24 protein-coding genes are annotated in these 25,437 nt (G+C 72.7%); 18 read left to right on the top strand and 6 right to left on the bottom strand.

The window, feature by feature from the left end; all coding sequences use genetic code 11:
• Positions 1-91: 91 nt before the first annotated feature.
• Positions 92-1,255 (bottom strand): ABC transporter ATP-binding protein, encoded by a 1,164-nt coding sequence (locus ACWCWD_RS31655; protein WP_450778165.1) that lies wholly within the window; start codon positions 1,253-1,255, stop codon positions 92-94.
• A gap of 171 nt (positions 1,256-1,426) precedes the next feature.
• Here ACWCWD_RS31655 and ACWCWD_RS31650 point away from each other — a divergent pair, with 171 nt between their 5' ends.
• From ACWCWD_RS31650 to ACWCWD_RS31635, 4 genes are all read left to right on the top strand, one after another.
• Positions 1,427-2,173 carry an ABC transporter permease gene (locus ACWCWD_RS31650; protein ID WP_450778163.1) on the top strand — a complete coding sequence of 249 codons (747 nt, stop codon included), beginning with the start codon at positions 1,427-1,429 and terminating at the stop codon, positions 2,171-2,173.
• Between the two features lie 3 nt (positions 2,174-2,176).
• Positions 2,177-2,854, top strand: a complete 678-nt coding sequence (locus tag ACWCWD_RS31645) for an ABC transporter permease (RefSeq protein WP_450778161.1) — start codon at positions 2,177-2,179, stop codon at positions 2,852-2,854.
• Positions 2,855-2,990: 136 nt separating this feature from the next.
• Positions 2,991-3,971, top strand: coding sequence for a glycine betaine ABC transporter substrate-binding protein (locus ACWCWD_RS31640; protein WP_450778159.1), 981 nt, complete (start codon positions 2,991-2,993; stop codon positions 3,969-3,971).
• Positions 3,972-4,252: 281 nt separating this feature from the next.
• The gene (locus tag ACWCWD_RS31635) at positions 4,253-5,542 is read left to right on the top strand and encodes a hypothetical protein (protein WP_450778157.1); all 1,290 of its coding nucleotides are present in this window, start codon (positions 4,253-4,255) and stop codon (positions 5,540-5,542) included.
• Positions 5,543-5,571: 29 nt separating this feature from the next.
• Here ACWCWD_RS31635 and ACWCWD_RS31630 read toward each other — a convergent pair whose 3' ends face one another.
• Together ACWCWD_RS31630 and ACWCWD_RS31625 are read right to left on the bottom strand one after the other, a co-directional pair.
• Positions 5,572-6,714: an NADH-quinone oxidoreductase subunit D gene (locus tag ACWCWD_RS31630; RefSeq protein ID WP_450778155.1), complete on the bottom strand. Its 1,143-nt coding sequence runs from the start codon at positions 6,712-6,714 to the stop codon at positions 5,572-5,574.
• Between the two features lie 70 nt (positions 6,715-6,784).
• Positions 6,785-7,756: an SAM-dependent methyltransferase gene (locus ACWCWD_RS31625; RefSeq protein ID WP_450778153.1), complete on the bottom strand. Its 972-nt coding sequence runs from the start codon at positions 7,754-7,756 to the stop codon at positions 6,785-6,787.
• 117 nt (positions 7,757-7,873) lie between these two features.
• On the opposite strand from ACWCWD_RS31625, the gene ACWCWD_RS31620 reads away from it, so the two are divergent.
• Together ACWCWD_RS31620 and ACWCWD_RS31615 are read left to right on the top strand one after the other, a co-directional pair.
• Positions 7,874-9,073, top strand: coding sequence for a sensor histidine kinase (locus ACWCWD_RS31620; protein WP_450778151.1), 1,200 nt, complete (start codon positions 7,874-7,876; stop codon positions 9,071-9,073).
• A 38-nt stretch (positions 9,074-9,111) separates the two neighbouring features.
• Complete coding sequence (locus tag ACWCWD_RS31615) at positions 9,112-9,786, top strand: response regulator (RefSeq protein ID WP_450778149.1); 675 nt, start codon at positions 9,112-9,114, stop codon at positions 9,784-9,786.
• Between the two features lie 8 nt (positions 9,787-9,794).
• Here the strand turns inward: ACWCWD_RS31615 and ACWCWD_RS31610 are convergent, their stop codons facing one another.
• Positions 9,795-10,907 (bottom strand): DUF5937 family protein, encoded by a 1,113-nt coding sequence (locus tag ACWCWD_RS31610; protein ID WP_450778230.1) that lies wholly within the window; start codon positions 10,905-10,907, stop codon positions 9,795-9,797.
• 104 nt (positions 10,908-11,011) lie between these two features.
• Between ACWCWD_RS31610 and ACWCWD_RS31605 the strand changes: the two genes are divergently transcribed.
• Complete coding sequence (locus ACWCWD_RS31605; protein WP_450778147.1) at positions 11,012-11,188, top strand: hypothetical protein; 177 nt, start codon at positions 11,012-11,014, stop codon at positions 11,186-11,188.
• A 77-nt stretch (positions 11,189-11,265) separates the two neighbouring features.
• Here the strand turns inward: ACWCWD_RS31605 and ACWCWD_RS31600 are convergent, their stop codons facing one another.
• Entirely contained in the window at positions 11,266-12,411 is a 1,146-nt protein-coding gene (locus ACWCWD_RS31600) for a threonine aldolase family protein (protein WP_450778145.1), read from the bottom strand.
• Between the two features lie 227 nt (positions 12,412-12,638).
• On the opposite strand from ACWCWD_RS31600, the gene ACWCWD_RS31595 reads away from it, so the two are divergent.
• The 10 genes from ACWCWD_RS31595 (at position 12,639) to ACWCWD_RS31550 (ending at position 21,702) form a co-directional block, all read left to right on the top strand.
• The gene (locus ACWCWD_RS31595; protein WP_450778143.1) at positions 12,639-13,625 is read left to right on the top strand and encodes a Rossmann-like and DUF2520 domain-containing protein; all 987 of its coding nucleotides are present in this window, start codon (positions 12,639-12,641) and stop codon (positions 13,623-13,625) included.
• Positions 13,622-14,689, top strand: coding sequence for a pantoate--beta-alanine ligase (gene panC / locus ACWCWD_RS31590; protein WP_450778141.1), 1,068 nt, complete (start codon positions 13,622-13,624; stop codon positions 14,687-14,689). Before ACWCWD_RS31595 ends, panC begins: the two co-directional genes overlap by 4 nt.
• Complete coding sequence (locus tag ACWCWD_RS31585) at positions 14,686-16,362, top strand: L-aspartate oxidase (protein ID WP_450778139.1); 1,677 nt, start codon at positions 14,686-14,688, stop codon at positions 16,360-16,362. Before panC ends, ACWCWD_RS31585 begins: the two co-directional genes overlap by 4 nt.
• A gap of 120 nt (positions 16,363-16,482) precedes the next feature.
• A complete protein-coding gene (gene nadC / locus ACWCWD_RS31580; protein WP_450778137.1) occupies positions 16,483-17,526 on the top strand; it encodes a carboxylating nicotinate-nucleotide diphosphorylase in 1,044 nt (347 codons plus the stop codon).
• Entirely contained in the window at positions 17,526-18,323 is a 798-nt protein-coding gene (locus ACWCWD_RS31575) for a type III pantothenate kinase (protein WP_450778135.1), read from the top strand. Before nadC ends, ACWCWD_RS31575 begins: the two co-directional genes overlap by 1 nt.
• A 170-nt stretch (positions 18,324-18,493) precedes the next feature.
• Positions 18,494-19,075, top strand: a complete 582-nt coding sequence (locus tag ACWCWD_RS31570) for a hypothetical protein (RefSeq protein ID WP_450778228.1) — start codon at positions 18,494-18,496, stop codon at positions 19,073-19,075.
• A 154-nt stretch (positions 19,076-19,229) separates the two neighbouring features.
• Complete coding sequence (locus ACWCWD_RS31565) at positions 19,230-19,409, top strand: hypothetical protein (protein WP_327177195.1); 180 nt, start codon at positions 19,230-19,232, stop codon at positions 19,407-19,409.
• A 625-nt stretch (positions 19,410-20,034) separates the two neighbouring features.
• Positions 20,035-20,625, top strand: coding sequence for a BlaI/MecI/CopY family transcriptional regulator (locus ACWCWD_RS31560; protein ID WP_450778133.1), 591 nt, complete (start codon positions 20,035-20,037; stop codon positions 20,623-20,625).
• Positions 20,626-20,634: 9 nt separating this feature from the next.
• Positions 20,635-21,204: an amino-acid N-acetyltransferase gene (locus ACWCWD_RS31555; RefSeq protein WP_450778131.1), complete on the top strand. Its 570-nt coding sequence runs from the start codon at positions 20,635-20,637 to the stop codon at positions 21,202-21,204.
• Positions 21,205-21,360: 156 nt separating this feature from the next.
• Positions 21,361-21,702, top strand: coding sequence for a histone-like nucleoid-structuring protein Lsr2 (locus ACWCWD_RS31550; RefSeq protein WP_450778129.1), 342 nt, complete (start codon positions 21,361-21,363; stop codon positions 21,700-21,702).
• Here the strand turns inward: ACWCWD_RS31550 and ACWCWD_RS31545 are convergent.
• A complete protein-coding gene (locus ACWCWD_RS31545) occupies positions 21,681-22,220 on the bottom strand; it encodes an SCO3374 family protein (RefSeq protein ID WP_450778226.1) in 540 nt (179 codons plus the stop codon). The genes ACWCWD_RS31550 and ACWCWD_RS31545 overlap by 22 nt on opposite strands.
• 685 nt (positions 22,221-22,905) lie before the next feature.
• Between ACWCWD_RS31545 and ACWCWD_RS31540 the strand changes: the two genes are divergently transcribed.
• Positions 22,906-25,437 (top strand): ATP-dependent Clp protease ATP-binding subunit, encoded by a 2,532-nt coding sequence (locus ACWCWD_RS31540; protein ID WP_390958465.1) that lies wholly within the window; start codon positions 22,906-22,908, stop codon positions 25,435-25,437.

Genomic DNA, 25,437 nt, shown 5'->3' with positions numbered 1-25,437 from the left:
GGGGCGCGTACGCCTGGGGCCGCGGGCGTACGCGCAGGGGCCGCGCGCCTGGTCAGCCCCGGCCGTCGGCCCGTCCCCGTCCCCGTCCCCGTCAGCCCGTCCCCGTTTCCGTCCCCGGTGCCGCCTTCGCGGCGTCGGCGCCGATCGAGCGGCGCAGGGCGGCGTGCAGCCGGTCGGGGGTGAGGGTGCCGAGGTAGCGGCCGGACTCCTCGTCGTCCACGACGGCGATCCACCCCGCGTCGTGCTGGAGCATCGTGGCGAGGGCGCGGCGGAGCGGGGCGCCGAGCGGGAGGCGGGCGTCCAGGGGACGCAGCCCGTCGCGGACGGTGGCGTCCTCGCCGAGGGGCGGGGTCCCGGTCCCGGCGGGCAGCCAGCCCAGCGGGCGGTCCTGGTCGTCCAGGACCACCGCCCACCGGGCGCCGTCCCCGGCGATCCGGGCGGTGGCGTCCCGGAGCGGTTCACCGGGGCGGGCGACCGGGGGCCGGTCGAGGTCGGCCTCCGCCACGGGGGTGACCGAGAGCCGCTTCAGGCCGCGGTCGGCGCCGACGAAGTCCGCGACGTACGGGGTCGCGGGGGCGCCGAGCACCCGGGCGGGGGAGTCGAACTGCTCGATGCGGCCCTGCCCGTAGACGGCGATCCGGTCGCCGAGTCGTACCGCCTCCTCGATGTCGTGGGTGACGAAGAGGATGGTCTTGCGGACCCGCTCCTGGAGTCCCAGAAACTCGTTCTGGAGATGTTCGCGGACCACCGGGTCGACCGCGCCGAACGGCTCGTCCATCAGCAGGACCGGCGGATCGGCGGCCAGCGCCCGTGCCACGCCCACGCGTTGGCGCTGCCCGCCGGAGAGCTGGTCGGGGTAGCGGTCGCCGTGCACGGACGGGTCGAGGCCGACCAGGTCGAGGAGTTCGGCGGCACGCTCCCGGGCCCTGGCGCGTTTCCACCCGAGGAGATGGGGAACGGTGGCGGTGTTCTCCAGGACCGTTCTGTGCGGGAAGAGGCCCACTTGCTGGATCACATAGCCGATACGGCGCCGGAGCTCGACGGGGTCGACGGCGGATATGTCCTCGCCGTCGAGGAGCACGCGCCCCTCGGTCGGCTCGATCAGCCGGTTCACCATCTTCATGGTGGTCGTCTTGCCGCATCCTGACGGGCCGACGAGCGTGACGAGTTCGCCCTCGGCCACCTCGAAGGAGAGCGAGTCGACGGCGGTCGTGCCATCGGCGTACCGCTTGGTGACGTTCTCGAACCGGATCATGATTCCCCCTTGTGGCGCGCCCTTTGTGACGGGCGTGTTGCTGGAACGGGACGGCCTCCGTGCGGGTCCGTGGACGAGGATAGGCTCGCCGCCGTGCCCGCCGCCGGAAGGCCCGGGACAGGCCCGTACCCCGGAATCGGGCCGGCACGGGGGATGGGGAGGTGGGGGCGGATGGCTGCGGCGAACTGCCTGGTGACGAACGACTGGATCTGCGGCGAGTACCTGCGCTCCCGCAGCCAGGAGCTCACGGACGCGACCGTCCAGCACGTCTGGATCACCGCCGTGTCGGTGGCGATCGGGCTGGTGATCGCGTTCCCGCTGGCCCTTCTCGCCCGCCGGGGACGGCACTTCGCGGGACCGGTCCTCGGACTGACCACGGTGATCTACACCGTGCCGTCGCTGGCGATGTTCTCCCTGCTGCTGCCCGTGTTCGGGCTGTCCGCCGCGCTGGTGGTCACCGGACTGGTGCTGTACTCGCTCACCATCCTCGTACGGAACATCCTGGCCGGACTCGAAGCGGTGCCCGAAGAGGTCAAGGAGGCCGCCCGAGGCATGGGGTACGGGCCCGTACGGCTGCTCTGGGAGGTCGAAATCCCGCTCGCGCTCCCCGCGCTGATGGCCGGTCTGCGGATCGCCTCGGTATCCACCGTGGCGCTCACCACGGTCGGCTCGCTCGTCGGCAAGGGCGGACTCGGCAACCTCATCCGGGACGCCCTGCCCAGCCTCTTCAAGGCCCAGGTGCTGGCCGCCTCGGTGCTCTGCGTGCTGCTCGCCGTCGCGGCGGACCTGCTGCTGCTCGGGGTGCAGCGGTGGCTGACCCCGTGGACCCGGGTACGGGCGGGCGCGCCCGCGACGGTGACGGTACGTGCGACGAAGAAGGCGCCGACGGCGAAGGCCGCGACTAGGGAAGTGGGCTGAGCCGTGGGAGTGGTCGCGGACGCCTGGACCTGGCTGGTCACGGGCTCCAACTGGTCGGGGCCCGACGGGGCGGCGCACCGCCTCGCCGAGCATCTCTACGTCAGCGGGCTCGCCCTCCTGGTGGCCTGCGCGCTCGCGCTGCCGCTCGGGCTCCGGCTCGGCCACCTCGGCCGGGGCGGCGCGCTCGCCATCAACATCTCCAACGTGGGCCGGGCGGTGCCCGTCTTCGCGGTGCTCGCCCTCTTCATGCTCACGCCGCTGCGCAACTCCGGCTATCTGCCGACCGTGATCGCCCTGGTGCTGTTCGCGGTACCGCCGCTGCTCACCAACACGTACGTCGGCATGACCGGGGTGGACCGCGCGGTGGTGGAGGCCGCCCGGGGCATGGGGATGTCCGGGACGCAGGTCTTCCTCCGGGTGGAACTGCCGCTCGCCCAGCCCATGATCATGTCCGGCCTGCGGTCCGCCGCCGTGCAGGTGGTGGCCACCGCCTCGATCGCGGCGATGGCCGGGCTCGGCGGGCTCGGCCGTGTCATCACCGCCGGGTTCAACCGGTACGACACCGCCCAGGTGTTCGCGGGGGCGGTCCTGGTCGCCCTGCTGGCCCTGGCCGTGGAGGGCGTACTGCTGGCGCTCGACCGGCTGCTGTCGCCGCTGCGGCGGCGGGGGCGCCGGGCGTGAACGGCGCCGCACGCGACAGCTTCGACAGAGCCGACAGCTACGACAGGGCCGACGGCTTCAACAGTTCCAACAGCTTCAACAGCTCCAAAGCTTCAACAGCCTCAGGATTCTCAACAGCCGTGGACGGAGAAGGAACATGAGCAGAACCTCGCGCATAGCGGGTGCGGTCATCGGGACGATCGCGCTGGCCGGGTCGCTCGCTGCCTGCGGGGGCGACAGCCTGGAGAAGGACGGCGGCAAGGACGCCGCCTCCTCCGCGCCGGCGGAGGCCGGGAAGGGCACGCTCGTCATCGGTTCGGCGGCCTTCACCGAGTCCAAGGTGCTCGCCGAGCTCTACTCCCAGATCCTCGCCGACGGAGGCTGGAAGACCTCCATCACCACGGTGGAGAACCGGGAGCTGTACGAACCCTCCCTGGAGAAGGGCGAGATCGACGTCATCCCCGAATACGCGGCGACCCTGGCGGAATTCCTCAACGCCAAGGTGAACGGCGCGAAGGAGGCGGAGAAGACCCCGGTGGCCTCCGGAGACGTGGCGGCCACCGTTGCCGCGCTGGAGAAGCTGGCGACCCCGCTCGGCCTGAAGGTCCTTCCGGCCGGAGAGGCGGTCGACCAGAATGCGTTCGCGGTGACCAAGGAATTCGCCGCCAAGAACAAGCTGACGACCCTTTCCGATCTTGGTAAGTCGAAGATCAAAGTGAAGATCGCGGCCGGCGACGAGTGCGCGGTACGGCCCTTCTGCGCCCCGGGGCTGAAGGCCACCTACGGCATTGACGTGGCCGGTATCGACCCCAAGGGCGTCGGTACTCCGCAGTCCAAGCAGGCGGTGAAGGACGGGGTGGACCAGCTGGTGCTCAGCACCACCACGGACGCCGTCCTGGACGCGTACGACCTCGTCTTCCTGGAGGACGACAAGCACCTCCAGAACGCCGACAACCTCCTTCCCGTGGTGAATGCCAAGGACGCCGGTTCGCCGGAGGTCGCCGAACTGCTGGCCAAGGTCACCGGGGTTCTGACCACGGAGGACCTCGCGGAACTCAACCGCAAGGTCGACGCGGAGCGCGCCAAGCCGGCGGATGTGGCCAAGGAGTATCTGACCTCGAAGAAGCTGATCGGCTGACGGTCCGTCCCCCCGGTATCGGCTCACGGGTATCGGCGCTCGCCGGTATCGGGCGGCCCGTTTACGTGGGCCGGTATCGGGGCCGGTATCGGCGGCCGGTATCCGGCGGCGGTATCCGGGTGACCGCCCGGCGGCCGGAGATTTCCTGACGGGATCTCCGGCCGCCGGAAAGCGGGAGCAATGAGGCGCCCGGCGTTGTTCGACGCGGTGTCAGGTAACCGCAGGGGAACAAATAGCCGGGCGGACTCCCGTACGCCCATCGCACGCGGTAAATTCCAGCCATGCCCCGTGGACGCCATCGCCATTCGCCACCCCTGCACAAGTTGCTGCCGCCCTCCGCGGTGGCCGGAGTGTCGGTCGCACTGGCCGCAGGTGCGTGGGCGCCCCTGGACACGCTCCCGCTGCGCCTGCTCGCGACGGCCGCCGCCGCCACCGGTCTCGTCGGCGCGTATCTGATGCGTACCTGGGACCAGGCCGCCGGATTCCGTGTCGCGGAGCTCCAGCGCGCCCAGGCCGGTGCCGAATGGCGCGCCGAGGAGCGGGCGGCGGAGCTGGAGCAGGAGCTGGAGGAGGCGCGCGAGCTGCGCACCCGGCTGGAGACCAAACTGCGCTCCAAGCGGATGGAACTCGCCGGACTGCGCGGGGAGCACGCCGGGCTGCTGCGCCGGTACGCCACCGCCGAGACCGAGCGGGCCAGCGCGCTGGAGGGCCGCAGGCAGCTCGCCATCGAGGCGGCGGCCACTCCGATCGCGCTGCCGCCCGCCCGTTCCACGCCCACCCCGTCCGCGTACCTCGCGGCCGCCCGTGCCCTGCGCGACCTGCCCCGCAACGCCGCGCTCCAGGAGGCCCGCCGGACCGCCGAGCTGGCCCGGCAGCGGGATCTCGCCGAGCGCGCCCGGGAGTCCGCCGCGGAGGCGGACGGCCCGAGGGGCCGTCACGCGGCGGCCGGGGAGTACGGCGACCGGGCGGCCGGCGGGTACGGCGACCGGGCGGCCGGCGACCATGCCGCGTACGGCGGTCACCTCACCGACCATCGGGCCAACGGCACCAGCGGCAACGGCGCGCACCCGGCGGACCTCACCCCCCTGGCCCCGCGCGCACCGCAGCAGCCCGGCCTCCAGCAGCAGCCCGGCTTCCCGCAGCAGCCCGGTGCGCAGCCCGCGCTGCCCGCGCCCCGGGCGGCCGGTGCGGCTCAGGTGCCGGCCCGGGTGGCCCGTACGGTCCCCGCGGCCTCGGCCCTCGTACCGCATTCCGCGCCGCGCCGGGCGCAGGTGCCGCAGGGCGGGTTCGACTTCTTCGGCACCCAGCCCGGGGGCGCGGGCCCGGCGGCCGGCACGGATACGGCGGCCGGTACGGGTCCGGCGGCGGGGCAGCGGCAGGAGGCCCGGCCCGTGCAGGAGTCCCGGCCCGTGCAGGAGGAGGACCTCGCGGACGTGGTCGGGGAGGAGGCGCTGGCCGTGCACCGCAGCCACGCCGGTGACCCGCGTGCCGTGGGCAAGGTCATCGACCTCGCGCAGCCGGACGCCCGGGACCGCCCCGGCACCTCCGGCCTCCGGGGCGCGGCTTCCTGACGGGGCAGCCCCCCGGGGCTTTGCGGGGGCTACTTGTCGATGTCGCCGACGACGAAGAAGAGCGAGCCGAGGATCGCGACCATGTCGGCGACCAGCGTGCCCGGCAGCAACTCCGTCAGCGCCTGGATGTTGTTGAACGAAGCGGAACGGAGCTTCAGCCGGTACGGCGTCTTCTCACCCTTGGAGACGAGGTAGTAGCCGTTGATGCCGAGCGGGTTCTCGGTCCAGGCGTAGGTGTGGCCCTCGGGGGCCTTGAGCACCTTGGGCAGCCGCTGGTTGATCGGCCCGGGCGCCAGCTCGTCCATCCGGTCCAGGCAGGCGTCCGCGAGGTCCAGCGCGTTGACCGTCTGCTCCAGCAGGCACTCGAAGCGGGCCAGGCAGTCGCCCTCGGTCCGGGTGACGACCTTCAGTACGTCCGCCAGCTCCCCGTACGCGAGGTACGGGTCGTCGCGCCGCAGGTCGAAGTCGACGCCGGAGGCGCGGGCGATCGGCCCGGACACCCCGTACGCGTGCACCGCTTCGGAGGTCAGCACCCCAACGTCACGGGTGCGGCCCCGGAAGATCTCGTTGCCGAGCACCAGGTCCTCGTACACGTCCATCCGCGAGCGTACGGAGGCCACCGCGTCCCGGGCCCGGCCGAGCCAGCCCGCCGGGAGGTCCTCCTTGAGGCCGCCGACCCGGTTGAACATGTAGTGCATCCGGCCGCCGGAGACCTCCTCCATCACGGCCTGGAGCTCCTCGCGCTCCCGGAACGCGTAGAACATCGGCGTGATGCCGCCGAGTTCGAGCGGGTACGAGCCGAGGAACATCAGGTGGTTGAGGACCCGGTTCAGCTCCGCCAGCAGGGTCCGCGTCCAGACCGCCCGCTCGGGGACCTCCATTCCGAGCATCCGCTCGACGGCCATCACGACACCGAGTTCGTTGGAGAACGCCGACAGCCAGTCGTGGCGGTTGGCGAGCATCACGATCTGCCGGTAGTCGCGGGCCTCGAAGAGCTTCTCGGCGCCCCGGTGCATGTAGCCGATGACCGGCTCGGCGCTCAGGATGCGCTCGCCGTCCAGGACCAGCCGCAGCCGGAGCACACCGTGCGTGGAGGGGTGCTGCGGACCGATGTTGAGCACCATGTCGGTGCTCTCCGCCGCGCCACCGATGCCGACCGTCGTCTCCGTCATGCGGCCCAGTATTCCTTGCGCGGCAACCCGTGCGTGCGGGCAGCCGTCCCCGTACGCACGGGGGCGCCGCTCACCCCACCCGCTGCACCAGCCAGCCGAAGTCGCCGAGCCCGCCGCGCGCGGTGAGTTCGGCCGCCTCGCCCGCCGCCGCGAGCGCCCTGACGTACCCGGCGGGGTCGGTGGAGGCCAGCGCCAGCGGCGGCCGGCCGCCGGAGACGCCGAGGCGGCCCAGGGCGGTGCGCTGGTCGAGGAGTTCGGGCGCCGGGCCGCCGGGGGGCGCCCCGGCGGCGGCGCAGGCGTCGAGGGCGACATGGGCGGTGAGGTCGCAGGAGCCGTCCGGCACCGGATCCACCTCGCGGCCGGCCCGGAACCCGGTCAGGGTGCCGAACGGCGGCCGGGCACCCCGTACGTGCGCGTAGTCCACGGCCACCGCGCGCCCCGCCGCCAGCGAGCCGACCGCCTCGGCCCACGCCAGGTCGCGGGGCAGTCCGATCTCGGCCCGGTCGCCGGGGGCGGCCGGTGTCCACCAGCGCTCCAGCCACCGCGCGTCCGCGCCGGACACCGGATCGCCCAGCCGCTCCGCTCCGTCGGAGGCCCGGACCAGGACGTACCGGGCGGTGCCGTCCGCGTCGGCCTCCACGACGTCGAGCGGCACGTTGTCCAGCCACTCGTTGGCGAAGAGCAGCCCGGTGACACCCTGCGGCAGTCGCGCGCACCACTCGATCCGGTGATCCAGGCGCGGCGGACGGTCCGCGAGCTCCACGGCGTACGCGGTGATCCGCAGCCCCGCCGGAGCGGCGGCCAGCACCCCGGCGGCCAGTTCCCCGCGCCCCGCGCCCATGTCCACCAGGCCGACGGTGTCCGTACCCAGCTCGGCGGCGGTCTCCGCGAGCAGCCGGGCCACCGCCGAGGCGAAGAGCGGGGAGGCGTGCACCGAGGTACGGAAGTGCCCGGCCGGGCCCTCCGGCCTCCGGTAGAACCCGCCGTCGCCGTACAGCGCGGCCTGCGCCGCCGCACCCCATCCGAGCCATTCTTCCGTCACGGGGCAAGTCTCCGGCATCGCGCTCCCGGACCTCTCCACCTTGGGGAGTACGGGCCGCCGTACCGGATCGGCCCTCCGGTTGACCCGGGTACCCGCGCCCTTCCCTACGCTGGCAAGGTGCAGCGCCTCTACGACTTCCTCCGCAGACACCCGACGGGCGTCGACTGCTTCTGGGCCGTCGTCCTGCTCGGGCTCTCCGGGGTGGCCTACGTGGCCGAACCCCCGGCGGGGCTGCGGGAGCGGGTCTGCTCGGTGCCGGTCATCCTCGGGCTCTGCGCCGTGGTGGCACTGCGCCGCCGGATGCCCGAGCGGATGCTGCTGCTCGCCCTCGGGATCGGGATCGCCCAGGTGGCGCTCGGTGTCGAGACGGGCATCGCCGACTTCGCCCTGCTGGTGATCATCTACACCGTCGCCGCGTCCGGGGAGCGCTGGGCGTCCCGGCTGGCGCTCGCCTGCGGCCTGGGCGCCGCCGGGATCTCGCAGGCGCGCTGGCCGGAGCAGGAGGGCGGCTGGGTCCAGCAGGTCTTCGTGGTGGTCGTGCTGACCGTGCCGTTCGTACTCGCCTGGGTGCTCGGCGACTCGCTGCGGACCCGGCGGGCGTACTTCCGGGCACTGGAGGAGCGGGCCGCCCGGCTGGAGCGCGAGCGCGAGGCCCAGTCCAAGGTCGCCGTCGCCGCCGAGCGCGCCAGGATCGCCCGCGAGCTCCACGACGTCGTCGCCCACAACGTCTCGGTGATGGTGGTCCAGGCCGACGGCGCCGCCTATGTCATGGACGCGGCACCCGACCAGGCCCGCCAGGCCCTGGAGACCATCTCCACCACCGGCCGCCAGGCCCTCGCCGAGATGCGCCGGCTGCTCGGGGTGCTGCGCACCGGGGACACCGAGACCAGCGGCGAGTACGTCCCCCAGCCCGACGTCGAGCAGATCGACGAACTCGTCGAACAGGTCCGCAAGGCCGGCCTCGCCGTCGACTTCACCGTCGAGGGCACCCCGCGCTCCCTGCCCAGCGGCGTCGAGCTGACCGCGTACCGCATCGTGCAGGAGGCGCTCACCAACACCCGCAAGCACGGCGGCCCCGGCGCCGGGGCCAGTGTGCGGCTGGTCTACTTCGACGACGGCCTCGGGCTGCTCGTGGAGGACGACGGACGCGGCGCCCCGCACGAGCTGTACGAGGACGGCGGAGCGGACGGCGCCGGCCACGGCATGATCGGCATGCGGGAACGGGTCGGCATGGTCGGCGGCACCCTCGACGCGGGGCCGCGCCCCGGCGGCGGCTTCCGGATCAGCGCGCTGCTCCCGCTGAAACCGGGCACGTGACCCCCACTCCACACTCCACGAGACAGGACCCCCGACCCATGGCAGCCATCCGCGTGATGCTCGTCGACGACCAGGCGCTGCTGCGCACCGGCTTCCGCATGGTGCTCGCGGCCCAGCCGGACATGGAGGTGGTCGCCGAGGCGGGCGACGGCGCCGAGGCGATCGAGGTGCTCCGCGCCACCGCCGTGGACGTCGTCCTCATGGACGTCCGCATGCCGAGGCTGGACGGGGTGGAGGCCACCCGGCGCATCTGCGGGCAGGAGAATCCGCCGAAGGTGCTGATCCTGACCACCTTCGACCTGGACGAGTACGCCTTCACCGGGCTCAAGGCAGGGGCCAGCGGCTTCATGCTCAAGGACGTGCCGCCCGGGGAGCTGCTGAACGCGATCCGCTCGGTGCACAGCGGGGACGCCGTCGTCGCGCCGTCCACCACCCGGCGGCTCCTCGACCGGTTCTCCCCGTTGCTGCCGAGCGCCACCTCCAGCCCCGGCGACAAGCGCGTGGAGCGGCTCACCGAGCGGGAGCGCGAGGTGATGCTGCTGGTCGCCCAGGGGCTGTCGAACGGCGAGATCGCCGGCCGGCTGGTGCTCTCGGAGGCCACGGTGAAGACGCACGTCGGCCGCATCCTCACCAAGCTCGGGCTGCGCGACCGGGTCCAGGTCGTCGTCATGGCCTACGAGTCGGGGCTGGTCCGCGCGGGCGGCGCGCGCTGACCCGGTTCCTACCGCAGCACGCCCTCCAGGAAGTCGCTGCCGAGCCGGGCGACGACCGTCAGGTCCAGCTGGTGCAGGACGTACCGGCCGCGCCGGCGCGTGGTGACCAGGCCCGCCTTCTTCAGCACCGACAGGTGCCGGGAGACCTCGGGGGAGGTGATGCCGTGCGCGTCGGCCAGCTCGCCGGTGGTGTGCGGGGAGCGGGCCAGGTTCCGGCAGAGCCGCAGCCGCTGGGGGTGGGCCAGCGCCTCCAGGCGCAGCCGGACGAGTTCCACCGAGGCGGGCGAGGGCAGCTCCGGCCGGTGCACCGGGTAGAGGATCACCGGCCGCCACGCCGGGGCGTGTCCGATCATCAGGTGCGGCCAGCCGAAACCGGTGGGGACGAGGGTGATGCCGGGCTCGACCCCGGGGCCGGTCGCGGTGGTCCGGGCCGCGTTCAGCTTGTCGACCACGATCCGGTCGCCGTCCTCGCTCAGCGAGAGTGCCGCCGAGACCGCGCCGACCGCCTCGCCGAGGCCCTTGCGGCGGAGCACCTCCGTCTTGTGCCGGGCGTCGGCCACCAGCGGGATGCGCGCGCGGTTCCAGGTGTCGGCGAAGAACGCCTCCTCGCAGTCCTCGAAGAGCCGCCTGAGCCAGGCGCGTACCGAGCCAGGGTCGGCCAGCAGCCGTTCGGTGAAGTCGGTCTGGCGCGGGCCGCGCGCGGCGGCCATCTCGCGTGCCCGCCCGGCCGCCGCCGCGTTCTTCAGCGGGGACGCGGTGCCCGTGCCGTAGAAGGTGCAGGAGGTGAACTCCAGGGCGGCCGAGACGAACTGCTCCTCACTCAGCCGGTCCAGGGTGTCCAGGTCCTCGGCGAGGGTCGCCCCGGCCCGGCCGCTGCCGCCCGGGAGACCGGCGAACGGCACGAAGATGTCGGAGAAGGTGTTCCGCCAGAGGAACTCCGCCTCGTGCAGCCGGTCCGCCAGGTCCGGCGGGAGCGCGGCGGCGGTCGCGGTGACCCAGCCGTGCAGCCCGGGGTGGTGCCCCGGCTCCGAGAGCGCGTGCAGCGCCATCCCCAGCTCGGCCAGCGGGGAGGTCTCGAAAACGATGCGGTCGGCGGGCAGCCCGGCGATGTCGATGGTCACGCTCACCGGACCATGGTGCGGGGTGCCCGCCTCCCCGCGCACATCGCTTGACGGGGTACGTCAATCGGCGCGCGGTGCGGGGCGGGGCCGCGCAGGCTGAACGTATGGACGCGATACAGCAGCAGATGTACGACACCTGGCGCGCGACCCGGAGCGGCGAACGCCCGCCGCCCCTGCCCGGCACCCACGACCGGGAGGTCCTGCGCGACCTCCGCCGCCGGCTCCGGGCCCGCCGCGAGGCGGAAGCCCGCAGGCGGGCCGGGGCCTGGCCGGGGTGGTGAGGCGCCCGGTGGTGAGCGCTCCGGCGTCGGGGGGCGCGGGCTCATGGTGAGCGTTCCGGTCCCCGGGGGGCGCGGGCTCAGCCCAGGCGGGCGACGAACGCGCGCACCGCGTCCCGTACGTCCTCGGCCGTCCACTCCAGCCCCGGCGCGTTCACGGTGACCTCGGTGTACGCGACCCCGGGCGGCAGCTGGGCGCCCGCGGACCAGCGGCGGAAGAGGGTCGTGCCGGTCTCCTCGGCCTGGCGCACCGAGGCCTCGTCCAGCACCTCGGTGGAGTACGGCAGCCAGAGGTGGAACTGGTGGGTGTGCGGGGGCTCGGGGCGCAGCCGGAACCACGGCACCGCCGACTCCTCGAACGCCTCAGCCAGCGCGGCGGCGACCACCTTGGCATGGGCCACGTACTCGGGCAGCCGGGGCAGCTCGTTCTCCAGGCCGATGAGGGCGGCGAGCGCGGCCGGGTACTGCTGGAAGAGCTGTCCGCCGTAGCGGTGCCGCCAGGTGCGGGCCTCCTCGATCAGCGTCCGGGGGCCGGCCAGGGCCGCACCGGACATGCCGCCGAGCGACTTGTAGAAGGAGACGTAGACGCTGTCGGCGAGGCCCGCGATCTCCGGCAGCCCGCGCCCGAAGTGCGGGGTGCACTCCCAGAGCCGGGCCCCGTCCAGGTGCACCACCGCGTCCCGCTCCCGGGCCGCCGCCACGACCTCGGTCAGCTCCTCCCAGGCCGGGAGTACGAAACCGGCGTCCCGCAGCGGCAGCTCCAGCATCAGGGTGCCGAACGGCTCCGCGAAGTCGGCGACCTCCTCGGCGGTGGGCAGCCGGGGCGCGGTCGTCGGGTACACCGTCCGCAGCCCGCTCACCGCGCCGAGCGCCCCCCGCTCGTGCACCTCGGGGTGGGCGAGCGGGTGCAGGGCGACGGTGGCGTTGCCGGTACGCGCCGCCCAGCACCGCAGCGCGACCTGCTGGGCCATCGTGCCGGTCGGGAAGAACGCCGCCGCCTCCATGCCCAGCAGCCCGGCCACCCGCTTCTCGACCTCGGCGACGACCCCGTCGCCGTAGATGTCGGCCGGTTCGTCCGTGTCGTACACCGCTCCGGCGCCCGCCGCGAGGGCGGCCAGCTGGTCGCCGAGCGTGCCGTCGGAGGAGGTGCGCGCCAGGATGCGGTGCGAGGCCTTCCATGCGGCCAGCCGGCGCTGCCGCATCTTCTCTTCGTCCGTTGCTGCCATGCGACGATCATCGCCCGCCCGGTCCGGGCCGCCCACCCGGGGGTTTCGCGGGCGGTCGCGGGAGCCCCGGCGCGGGGTGCCGGCGCGGGGGTCGCCGGGCGCCGGGGAGGGTGACGAGAAGTTACCCACAGGCTGTGGACAGAGCGGAACCGGGGCGGTGCGCTGGCGTAGCATGCAGAGGAATCGTCCGGTACCCCCCGCGGACTGGAACGGAAGGCCGTAGCCGCGTGAACACGACATCCCCGCGAGACCCGAGAGATCCTCTCGACGCCAGGGACCGCCCCGCCCGCCTCACCGTGGGCGTCGTCGGCGCGGGCCGCGTCGGCCCCGCCCTGGCCGCCTCGCTGCAACTCGCCGGGCACCGCCCGGTCGCCGTCTCCGGTGTCTCCGACGCCTCCCGCCGCCGGGCCGCCGCCCTGCTGCCGGAGGTGCCGCTGGTGACGCCCGCCGAGGTCCTCGCCCGCGCCGACCTGGTGCTGCTCACCGTCCCCGACGACGCCCTGCCCGGCCTGGTCCAGGGGCTCGCCGACACCGGCGCCGTCCGGCCCGGCCAGCTCCTGGTCCACACCTCGGGGCGGTACGGCACCCGGGTGCTGGACCCCGCGCTGCGCGCCGGGGCCCTGCCGCTCGCCCTCCACCCCGCGATGACGTTCACCGGCACGCCCGTGGACGTCCAGCGCCTGGCCGGCTGCTCCTTCGGGATCACCGCGCCCGAGGAGCTGCGGCTCGCCGCCGAGGCCCTCGTCATCGAGATGGGCGGCGAGCCCGAGTGGATCGAGGAGGAGGCCCGCCCGCTCTACCACGCGGCCCTCGCCCTCGGCGCGAACCACCTGGTCACCCTGGTCGCCGAGGCGATGGAGCTGCTGGCCAAGGCGGGGGTCTCGGCCCCCGACCGGATGCTCGGCCCGCTCCTCGGCGCCGCGCTCGACAACGCCCTGCGCTCCGGCGACGCGGCCCTCACCGGCCCGGTGGCGCGCGGCGACGCGGGCACGGTCGCCGCGCACGTCGGCGAGTTGCGCGCGCACGCCCCGCAGATGGTCGCGGGGTACCTCGCGATGGCCCGCGCCACCGCCGACCGGGCCCTCGCGCACGGTCTGCTCAAGCCGGAGTCCGCCGAGGACCTGCTCGGCGTCCTCGCGGACGGCACGCGCGGAGCCGGCCGCCCGGCCGGCTCCGCACCCGACGACGACGAAGAGCCGGGGGAACCCCGATGACCGCCACACCCACCCCGGCGGGCACCGCCGTCCTGCTGCACACCGCCGAGGCGCTGGAGGCGCTGGAGCGCCCGGCGGGCGCGCGCCGCGTGGCCGTCATGACGATGGGCGCGCTGCACGACGGCCACGGCACCCTGATCCGGGCCGCCCGCGAGGCGGCGGGACCGGGCGGTCAGGTCGTGGTCACCGTCTTCGTGAACCCGCTCCAGTTCGGCGAGGCCGCCGACCTGGACCGCTACCCGCGCACCCTGGACGCCGACCTCGCGGTGGCCTCGGCGGCCGGCGCGGACGTGGTCTTCGCCCCCTCCGTCGAGGAGGTGTACCCGGGCGGCGACCCGCAGGTCCGGATCACCGCCGGACCGATGGGCGAGCGCCTCGAAGGTGCCTCGCGCCCCGGGCACTTCGACGGGATGCTCACCGTCGTCGCCAAGCTCCTCCACCTGACCCGCCCGGACGAGGCGCTCTTCGGGCAGAAGGACGCCCAGCAGCTCGCGCTGGTCCGCCGGATGGTCCGCGACCTCAACTTCGGCATCGGGATCACCGCCGTACCCACCGTCCGGGACCCGGACGGCCTCGCGCTCTCCAGCCGCAACCGTTTCCTGTCGCCGGCCGAGCGGCGTACCGCCCTCGCCCTGTCGGCCGCCCTCTTCGCCGCCCGCGACCGGCTCGCCGCCCAGCAGGCGCTGCGCGAGCGCGCCCTGGCCACCGGCGGCCCGGGACGGGAGGGAAGCGGCTCCGGTCCTGCGGGAACCGGCACCGACCGGGTCGCCGGGCTCAACGCGCTCGGCGAGTCCCGCCTCGCCGCCGACGCCCAGGCCGTGGCGCTCGCACCGCACGGCAGCACGGCCGAGGCCGTCCGGGCCGCCGCGCGCACCGTCCTGGAGGACGCCGCCCAGGCCGCCGAGCCGCTGGTACTCGACTACCTCGCCCTGGTGGACCCGGCCGACTTCACCGAGGTCCCCGACGACCGGGACGGCGGCGAAGCCGTCCTCGCCGTCGCCGCCCGGGTCGGCGCCACCCGTCTGATCGACAACATCCCCCTCGACCTGGGAGCCCTCTCGTGACCGGAATACGGCTGACCGCCCCCGAACCCGGCTGGACCATCGACGCCGACGTCGTGGTCATCGGCTCCGGCGTGGCCGGGCTCACCACCGCCCTGCGCTGCGTCGCCGCCGGACTCGACACCGTCGTCGTCACCAAGGCCCGCCTGGACGACGGCTCCACCCGCTGGGCCCAGGGCGGCATCGCCGCCGCGCTCGGCGAGGGCGACACCCCCGAGCAGCACCTCGGCGACACCCTGGTCGCCGGCGTGGGCCTCTGCGACGAGCCGGCCGTCCGCACCCTGGTCACCGAGGGCCCCGGCGCGGTGCGCCGGCTCATCGACACCGGGGCGCTCTTCGACACCGACGAGAGCGGCGACATCGCCCTCACCCGCGAGGGCGGCCACCACCGGAACCGGATCGTGCACGCGGGCGGCGACGCCACCGGCGCGGAGGTCTCCCGCGCCCTGGTGGAGGCGGTACGCACCCGTGCCCTGCACACCATCGAGAACGCCCTGGTCCTGGACCTGCTCACCGACGCCGAAGGCCGTACGGCCGGTGTCAGCCTGCACGTCATGGGCGAGGGCCAGCACGACGGGGTCGGCGCGGTCCGCGCCCCCTCGGTGGTGCTCGCCACCGGCGGCATGGGCCAGGTCTTCTCCGCCACCACCAACCCGCCGGTCTCCACCGGCGACGGCGTGGCGCTCGCGCTGCGGGCCGGAGCGGAGATCTCGGACCTGGAGTTCGTCCAGTTCCACCCCACCGTCCTCTTCCTGGGCGCCGACTCCGAGGGCCAGCAGCCGCTGGTCTCGGAGGCGGTACGCGGCGAGGGCGCGTACCTCGTCGACGCCTCCGGTACGCGCTTCATGACCGGGCAGCACGAGCTGGCGGAGCTCGCCCCCCGCGACATCGTCGCCAAGGCCATCACCCGCCAGATGCAGCTGCACGGCACCCAGCACATGTACCTCGACGCCCGGCACTTCGGCGCCGAGATGTGGGAGCGCCGCTTTCCCACGATCCTGGCCGCCTGCCGCGAGCACGGCATCGACCCGGTCACCGAGCCGATCCCGGTCGCGCCCGCCGCGCACTACGCCTCCGGCGGCGTCCGTACCGACCTGCACGGACGCACCACCGTGCCCGGCCTGTACGCCTGCGGGGAGACCGCCTGCACCGGGGTGCACGGCGCCAACCGCCTCGCCTCCAACTCCCTCCTGGAGGGGCTCGTCTTCGCCGAGCGGATCGCCGCCGACATCGCCGAGCGCCGCCCCGCCCGCACCGAGGCGGTCCGGCCCGAGGGCGGCCCGCGCGCCGCGCTGCTCGACCCCGGGACCCGTACGACGATCCAGCGGATCATGACCCGCGGCGCCGGGGTGCTCCGCTCCGCCGAGAGCCTGGCCGCCGCCGCCCGGGAGCTGGAGGCGCTGCACGACGGTGCCGCGGGCGCCGGCGCGCCCGACGGGAAGGCAGCCGTACCGGGCGTGGAGGCGTGGGAGACCACCAACCTCCTGCTGGTCGCCCGGGTCCTGGTCGCCGCCGCGTCCGCGCGCGCGGAGACCCGGGGCTGCCACTGGCGCGAGGACCACCCCGACCGCGACGACGAGAACTGGCGCGCCCACCTCGTCGTGCGCGTCGGCGAGGACCGGACGCTCGCCGTGCGCCGTACGGAGGGCGCCGACTTCGACCCCGTACGCCCGTAACCGACCGCCGCACCACACAGCACCACCGCCCCCGCACCACACAGCACCACCGCCCCAGCACCACCGCACCGCACTGCACCACCGCACCGCACCGCCCGACGCCCCCGAGGAGCCGCAACCGTGAGCACGCCCGAAGAGAACCGCCCGACACCGGTGGACGTTCCGCTGATCCACATCGGGGCCCCCGCACCGTCCGCGGGCGGCTGCGGCGACGACTGCGGCTGCGCCTCCGACGAGTACGACCCCGACGCCCTGGAGTGCGGCCTCGACCCCGCGCTCGCCGAGCTGCTGGCCGAGGCCGGACTCGACCCCGTCCAGGTGGAGGACGTCGCGCACGTCGCCATCGAGGAGGACCTGGACGGCGGGGTCGACGTCACCACCGTCGCGACCGTCCCCGAGGACGCCGTCGCCACCGGTGACTTCACCGCCCGCGAGGACGGCGTCGTCGCCGGTCTGCGCGTCGCCGAGGCCGTGCTCTCCATCGTCTGCACCGACGACTTCGAGGTCGAGCGCCACGTCGAGGACGGCGAGCGCGTCACCGCCGGACAGAAGCTGCTGACGGTCACCACCCGCACCCGCGACCTGCTCACCGGCGAGCGCGGCGCGCTCAACCTGCTCTGCCGCCTCTCCGGCATCGCCACCGCCACCCGCAAGTGGGCGGACGTCCTGGAGGGCTCGAAGGCCCAGGTCCGCGACACCCGCAAGACCACCCCGGGGCTGCGCGCGCTGGAGAAGTACGCGGTCCGCTGCGGCGGCGGCGTCAACCACCGGATGTCGCTCTCGGACGCGGCCCTGGTCAAGGACAACCACGTGATCGCGGCCGGCGGTGTCGCCGAGGCGTTCAAGCGGGTCCGCGAGGAGTTCCCCGAGCTGGCCATCGAGGTGGAGGTCGACACCCTCCAGCAGGTCCGCGAGGTGCTGGAGGCCGGCGCCGACCTGATCCTGCTGGACAACTTCACCCCGGGCGAGACCGAGGAGGCCGTCGCGCTCGTCGCCGGGCGCGCCGTGCTGGAGTCCTCCGGGCGCCTCACCCTGGACACCGCCCGCGCCTACGCCGACGCGGGCGTCGACTACCTCGCGGTCGGCGCGCTCACCCACTCCTCGCCCATCCTCGACATCGGCCTGGACTTCCGCGAGGCCGCCACCGGTGAGGCCCACGCCTGATGCTCCTCACCATCGACGTCGGCAACACCCACACCGTCCTCGGGCTCTTCGACGGCGAGGAGATCGTCGAGCACTGGCGGATCTCGACCGACTCCCGGCGCACCGCCGACGAGCTGGCCGTGCTCCTCCAGGGGCTGATGGGCATGCACCCGCTGCTCGGCGTCGAGCTGGGCGACGGCATCGAGGGCATCGCGATCTGCTCCACGGTCCCCTCCGTCCTGCACGAGCTGCGCGAGGTGACCCGCCGCTACTACGGCGACGTGCCCGCCGTCCTCGTGGAGCCCGGCATCAAGACCGGCGTACCGATCCTCATGGACAACCCCAAGGAGGTCGGCGCCGACCGCATCATCAACGCGGTCGCGGCGGTCGAGCTGTACGGGGGCCCGGCGATCGTCGTCGACTTCGGCACCGCCACCACCTTCGACGCGGTCTCCGCGCGCGGCGAGTACACCGGCGGTGTCATCGCCCCGGGCATCGAGATCTCCGTCGAGGCGCTCGGTGTGAAGGGCGCCCAGCTCCGCAAGATCGAGCTGGCCCGCCCGCGCAGCGTCATCGGCAAGAACACCGTCGAGGCCATGCAGGCGGGCATCGTCTACGGCTTCGCGGGCCAGGTCGACGGCGTCGTCGCGCGGATGAAGCGCGAGCTGGCGGACGACCCGGACGACGTGACCGTCATCGCGACCGGTGGCCTTGCGCCAATGGTGTTGGGCGAGGCCTCCGTCATCGACGAGCACGAGCCCTGGCTGACCCTCATCGGGCTCCGCCTGGTCTACGAGCGCAACGTCTCGCGGATGTAGCCGTGCGCGGTCGTCGCAGGCGCGCACCCCGGCGCACCTGCGACGACGCCTCCCGGCACCGGAACGGCGGCACCGCAGCGCGCCGCGCCACAGGTGACCAGTTAAGAGGATTTTGTCCCTTTAGCACGTACTGTCGCGCCATGCCCACGCCCTACGGTTCACGAGGCGGCATGGCGTTCGGTGCGGACGAGCTGCGGGTACTCCGACGCGCTCTCGCCGTTGCCCTCCACCCCATGCCCTTGCCCGACGAGGATGTCCAGGACTGCCTGCGGCTCGCGGGAGCGGTGGACGATGCGGTCGGCGAGGCGGGCCGGCTCCGCGCGTTCCTGCTCGCCGACCTCGCCCGCTACCGCGCCGCCCTCCCCGGCTCCGTCACCGGCTACCTGGAGCTCCTCCAGGACGCCCTGGCCGCCGGCTACGACCCCAAGGCGGACGACCTCGCCGCCCTGCGGGCGCTGCGCGGCCGACCGGTCGCGGCGGCGCTCCTGGAACGCTGCCAGGTGCTCGCCGAACGCTCGGTGCGGGCCCGGCTGGCGGGCCGCAGCGCCGCCCTCACCGCGCCGGGCCCCCGCAGCCGGCTGCTCGCCCTGCCGGGCGGCCGCGCGGCGGCCGAGCCCCAGCGCCCCGCGAGCCCGGCCGCGCCGTCCCGGCCGCCGACGCCGGGCGACCGCCCGATGCCCAAGCCGTCCGAGGTCTTCCCGCCGCGCCGCCGCCCGGTGCCGCCGCCGGAGGAGCACCGCGCCGCCGGCTGACCGCCCGGCGCGTTCCCGTAGGTAAGGGCTGTTCCGTCATCCCCGGTGGGTGCGATCCACCACGGATCACGGGGCAGCCCTTACGGCGGTCCGGCCCCGACCCACCGGGAGGGGCGCTGCGGGCCGCCGCACCGCGCTCGCTACTCTGGACGGCATGGACTACGTGAAGGCGCTCATTCCGCCTGTCGTGATGGCCGCATTCTTCATCCGCCTCGTGATGACGATCGTGAAAAGCCAGGGTGGGCCGAACAAGGCCAAGGAGGACGCGGCCGTGGACGCCGCCCTCGCCCGCGCCGAGGCCGCCCGCCAGACCCCGGCCGCCGAAAGCGCCTGAGCGGCCCATTACCCCGGGCACACCGGCCGGTTTCGCCGGCTGGTTTCGCCCGTCGGTTTCGTCCGCCGGTTTCGTCCGTCGGTTTCACCTCGTCCCCGGGGCTCCGGGGTAACCGGCGCGCGCACCCGGTGGCCGTATGCGGTGGTCGTATGCGGTGGCCGTATACGGGGCCGACGAGCAGTGCCCGCACGCGGCGTTCGTATGCGGTCTTCGCGGGTGGCCGTTCCCCGCGACGGTATCCGGCGACCCGCCCGGTGCCCGACCGTGATTCATCCGTGCGTCGGCGTTTGTGTGCCCGTCTTCGCGCCCGCTTCTCCGGGTGCGGGTATGCCCGGTCCGCGCGTATCCCCCGAGTCGCGAGTCGTGCGTGTCTTCCGTGTGTACAACCGACCGTGCGGACGGTTATCGGTCCGGTCGACCGGCGTGCGGTACGTAATTCGCGCCCCCCGTATCACGTACACAACCTGGCGCACTCCAAGAGCGCACGACTCGCATCGAGCCGTGCGCCTTTTCTGTGTCCTTCGGGGTTCTCCGGGTTCTCAGGGTTCTCTCCCTGTTCTCCCGGGATCGGGTCTCCCTGGAAAAATAACTACGCATTTCGGACATCTCGCATTAAGGTGGCCGTGTGCCCCGTCAATTGGGAGAGCTGGAAGACGCCGTGATGACGCGCGTCTGGCAATGGAACCGCCCCGTCACCGTGCGAGAAGTCCTGGAAGACCTTCAGCGCGAACGCTCGATCGCTTACACGACCGTCATGACGGTTATGGACAACCTTCACCAGAAGGGCTGGGTCCGCAGGGAAGTCGACGGCCGGGCTTATCGATATACGGCCGTCTCCACACGCGCCGCCTACTCGGCCGCACTGATGAACGACGCCTGGTCGCGGAGCGACAACCCCGCCGCGGCCCTCGTCGCCTTCTTCGGAATGATGTCCGCCGAGCAGCGGGAGGCCCTCAGGGACGCCGTACGGATCGTTTCTCCTGGTGCGGTCGGCGCGGCGGAGGAACCGGCGCCGCCCGTGGGCCCGGCGGGCGGCACCGCGGGCGGTACGGACGACGGCACGTCCCGGGAACCGGCCGGAGACCCGGCGGAAGCCCCCGCCGGGACCGGCGCCGAACTCCCCGCCGGCCCCACCCCTGAAGTCCCCGCCGAACCCGCCACTGAAGTCCCCGCCGAAGACCCGGCCGATGGCACGGCGGAGGACGGCGGGCGATAGCGTCGGGACATGTCTGCAGACCTGACGCAAAACGAGCCGGAATCCGAAGGTGAAACCGACTCGGCGGTCGAAAAGCCCGCCATCACCGTCCGCCGTGCCAGGACCAGCGATGTGGGCGCGGTGCGCCGGCTGCTCGACGGCTACGTGACCGACGGCATCCTCCTGGACAAAGCGACGGTCACCCTTTACGAGGACATCCAGGAGTTCTGGGTCGCGGAACGCGACCAGGACGCCCGGGTGGTCGGATGCGGCGCACTCCACGTGATGTGGGAAGACCTTGCCGAAGTGCGAACTCTCGCCGTCGATCACCGGGTCAAGGGCACCGGAGTGGGTCACCAGGTTCTCGACAAGCTGTTGCAGACCGCGCGCTGGCTCGGGGTCCGCCGGGTTTTCTGCCTGACCTTCGAAGTCGACTTCTTCGCCAAGCACGGGTTCGTGGAGATCGGCGAGACGCCGGTCGACACGGATGTCTACAGTGAGCTGCTGCGTTCCTATGACGAGGGTGTCGCCGAGTTCCTGGGTCTCGAACGAGTGAAGCCGAACACCTTGGGCAACAGCCGGATGCTTCTGCACCTGTGATCGGTAGAACTGCGCCGATCCCGAAGGCGATCCCTATGTCCGATACGCGCCCGTTTCCCGTGTTCCCCGGGTCCTGAACCTCTCCCTGGGGTTTGTGTTTTCCCGGGAAAAGCGGTTTCCTTTCCGCGTACTCCATTTTCGATGAAAGGATATCTCGTGGCGCAGAAGGTTCAGGTCCTTCTTGTTGACGACCTCGACGGCGGCGAGGCGAACGAGACCGTCACGTTCGCGCTGGACGGCAAGACCTACGAGATCGACCTCACCACGGCCAACGCGGACAAGCTCCGTGGCCTTCTCGAGCCGTACACCAAGAGCGGACGCCGCACCGGCGGCCGTGCCGCCACGGGCCGCAAGGGCCGTGCGCTCGGTGCCGGCACGGGCGGCAACAAGGACACTGCCGAGATCCGGAAGTGGGCCCGCGAGAACGGTCACAACGTGAACGACCGCGGTCGCGTTCCCGCCGAAATCCGTGAGGCCTACGAGCAGGCCAACGGCTGACTCGAAGGCCTGTCGGCCGGCGGACGTACCCGGGAACGCCTCAAACGGACCCGGTGGCATTCCGTCGCCGCCATATCCACCAGCCGTACGAGATCGGGAGCATCCCCACCGCTGCTCCCGAAACCCGCGAGGGCCGGAAGAAAAAGGTCCGCGCCCCGCGGCGGCTCGGGGGGCCGCAGCCAGAACGCGGCCCCCGGCGGACAGGGCCACGGCGCCCTGTGCGGTGCCGGTGCGGTGATCCCGCCACCGGCTCCGATGCCCACGAGATCGAGTGCGATGCCGCCCCACTCCAGCCAGTCGAGCAGTGCGGGCAGTTCCTCCGCGCTCCCGGCCGCCACGAGCAGCAGCATCCGCCCCCGCGCCACCGCCACGGGGCCGGTGCGCCCGAACCGGCGCAGCACCGCGCGACCGGCGGCGGCGGGCAGTTCCAGTACGTCGAACCGGCCCCCGGTCAGCAGCTTCAGCGGGCGGTCCCGGTCGGTCGCCCAGCCGAGCCCCTCCTCGTACCACCGCTCCATGGCCGAGGCCGCGATCTCCGTGCGCTCAGTGGTCTCAGCGGTCTCGGTGGTCTCCGTGTTCTCGGCGCGGCCTGCCTCCCGGCGCGTTCCCGCGTCCGGGTCCGTCCCGCGACCCGACGGGACCAGTGCCGACGTGTCGGCCCGCTGCGGGGCGCGAGGGGACGGGACGATGGGGCTCATGTGCGATGAACCGCCGGACCGCCTTCCGGGTTACGCGGAGGACTCCCGCCGCCGTGCGGAGTTCTCCCGCCCGGGCCGTGGGACGCGACGGATGTCACGCGCCGTGTACGGAGCGCCACGAAGGGTTCCCGTCAAGGGCGTGCGAGGGAGCGTCCGGCGCCACGCGGTTGTTCGCCCGTAGCGGAGGGAACGGGCGCGCGCCGCATGGACTGTCTGTAATTGCGGGTAAGACATGACTGGTGGGAAGGGGCGGCACGAGAACCGGGGCGTCTCACGTTCGCCACCGGCGTAGTGGTGACAGGGGTATCTGCCTGGCCTGCGGGAACATCGTCTCGCACCATCGGGTTGGAGCAGGTGTCGGCTGATCGGCAAGGTTTCCTCGCTGCTGCGGGGGTGATCCGGTCGGCAGTTGGAATGAGCGGTCCCCGCTTGCGGGACTAAGCTGCGGAAGGACAGGGAGGGGACCGACCCCTAACTGCCTGACCGCTCTGAGGAGCGATTAACGATGTTCGAGAGGTTCACCGACCGCGCGCGGCGGGTTGTCGTCCTGGCTCAGGAAGAAGCCCGGATGCTCAACCACAACTACATCGGCACCGAACACATTCTCCTGGGCCTTATCCACGAGGGTGAGGGTGTCGCCGCTAAGGCCCTGGAGAGCCTCGGGATTTCGCTCGAGGCGGTCCGCCAGCAGGTGGAGGAGATCATCGGCCAGGGCCAGCAGGCCCCGTCCGGCCACATCCCCTTCACGCCCCGAGCCAAGAAGGTCCTGGAGCTGTCGCTCCGCGAGGCCCTCCAGCTCGGCCACAACTACATCGGCACGGAGCACATCCTGCTCGGCCTGATCCGCGAGGGCGAAGGCGTCGCCGCGCAGGTCCTGGTGAAGCTGGGTGCCGACCTCAACCGGGTGCGGCAGCAGGTCATCCAGCTGCTCTCCGGTTACTCCACCAGCAAGGAGGCCGCCACCGCCGGCGGTCCCGCCGAGGGCACCCCCTCCACCTCCCTGGTGCTGGACCAGTTCGGCCGCAACCTCACCCAGGCCGCCCGTGAATCCAAGCTCGACCCGGTCATCGGGCGCGAGAAGGAGATCGAGCGGGTCATGCAGGTGCTGTCCCGCCGGACCAAGAACAACCCGGTCCTCATCGGCGAGCCCGGCGTCGGCAAGACGGCCGTCGTCGAGGGCCTGGCCCAGGCGATCGTCAAGGGCGAGGTGCCCGAGACCCTCAAGGACAAGCACCTCTACACCCTGGACCTCGGCGCCCTGGTCGCCGGCTCCCGGTACCGCGGTGACTTCGAGGAGCGCCTGAAGAAGGTCCTCAAGGAGATCCGCACCCGCGGCGACATCATCCTGTTCATCGACGAGCTCCACACCCTCGTGGGTGCGGGTGCCGCCGAGGGCGCGATCGACGCCGCGAGCATCCTGAAGCCGATGCTGGCCCGTGGTGAGCTCCAGACCATCGGTGCGACCACGCTCGACGAGTACCGCAAGCACCTGGAGAAGGACGCCGCTCTCGAGCGCCGCTTCCAGCCCATCCAGGTCGCGGAGCCGTCGCTGCCGCACACCATCGAGATCCTCAAGGGCCTGCGCGACCGCTACGAGGCCCACCACCGCGTCTCCATCACGGACGAGGCGCTGGTCCAGGCCGCCACACTGGCCGACCGGTACATCTCGGACCGCTTCCTCCCGGACAAGGCGATCGACCTGATCGACGAGGCCGGCTCCCGGATGCGCATCCGCCGGATGACCGCGCCGCCGGACCTCCGCGAGTTCGACGAGAAGATCGCGGGCGTCCGCCGCGACAAGGAGTCGGCGATCGACTCCCAGGACTTCGAGAAGGCAGCTTCCCTCCGCGACAAGGAGAAGCAGCTGCTGGCGGCGAAGACCAAGCGCGAGAAGGAATGGAAGGCCGGCGACATGGACGTCGTCGCCGAGGTCGACGGCGAGCTCATCGCCGAGGTCCTGGCGACCGCCACCGGCATTCCGGTCTTCAAGCTGACGGAGGAGGAGTCCTCCCGTCTGCTGCGCATGGAGGACGAGCTCCACAAGCGCGTCATCGGCCAGAAGGACGCCATCAAGGCCCTTTCCCAGGCGATCCGCCGTACGCGGGCCGGCCTGAAGGACCCGAAGCGCCCCGGTGGCTCGTTCATCTTCGCCGGCCCGTCCGGTGTCGGTAAGACCGAGCTCTCCAAGACGCTCGCCGAATTCCTCTTCGGCGACGAGGACGCGCTGATCTCCCTCGACATGTCGGAGTTCAGCGAGAAGCACACGGTTTCCCGCCTCTTCGGTTCGCCCCCCGGCTACGTGGGCTACGAAGAGGGCGGCCAGCTCACCGAGAAGGTGCGCCGCAAGCCGTTCTCCGTCGTCCTCTTCGACGAGGTCGAGAAGGCCCACCCCGATATCTTCAATTCCCTGCTCCAGATTCTGGAAGACGGTCGCCTGACCGACTCCCAGGGCCGGGTCGTGGACTTCAAGAACACGGTCATCATCATGACGACCAACCTCGGGACCCGGGACATCTCGAAGGGCTTCAACCTGGGCTTCGCCGCCCAGGGCGACGTCAAGACGAACTACGACCGGATGAAGGTCAAGGTCAACGAAGAGCTCAAGCAGCACTTCCGGCCCGAGTTCCTGAACCGTGTCGACGACACCGTCGTCTTCCACCAGCTCAGCCAGGAAGACATCATCCAGATCGTCGACCTCATGGTCGCCAAGGTGGATGAGCGTCTCAAGGACCGTGACATGGGCATCGAGCTCAGCACGGACGCGAAGAACCTGCTCGCGAAGAAGGGCTACGACCCCGTGATGGGCGCCCGGCCGCTGCGCCGGACGATCCAGCGCGAGATCGAGGACATCCTCTCCGAGAAGATCCTCTTCGGCGAGCTGCGCCCCGGCCACATCGTGGTCGTCGGCACGGAGGGCGAAGGCGACGAGAAGAAGTTCACCTTCCGCGGCGAGGAGAAGTCGGCCCTGCCCGACGTCCCGCCGGTCGAGTCGGCCGCCGGTGGCGCCGGCCCGAACATGACGAAGGACGCGTCGTAG

Source organism: Streptomyces sp. NPDC001493 (genome assembly GCF_053597235.1).
Note: the sequence above shows the minus strand (reverse complement) of the source record. Positions and strands in the feature narration are given on the sequence as shown.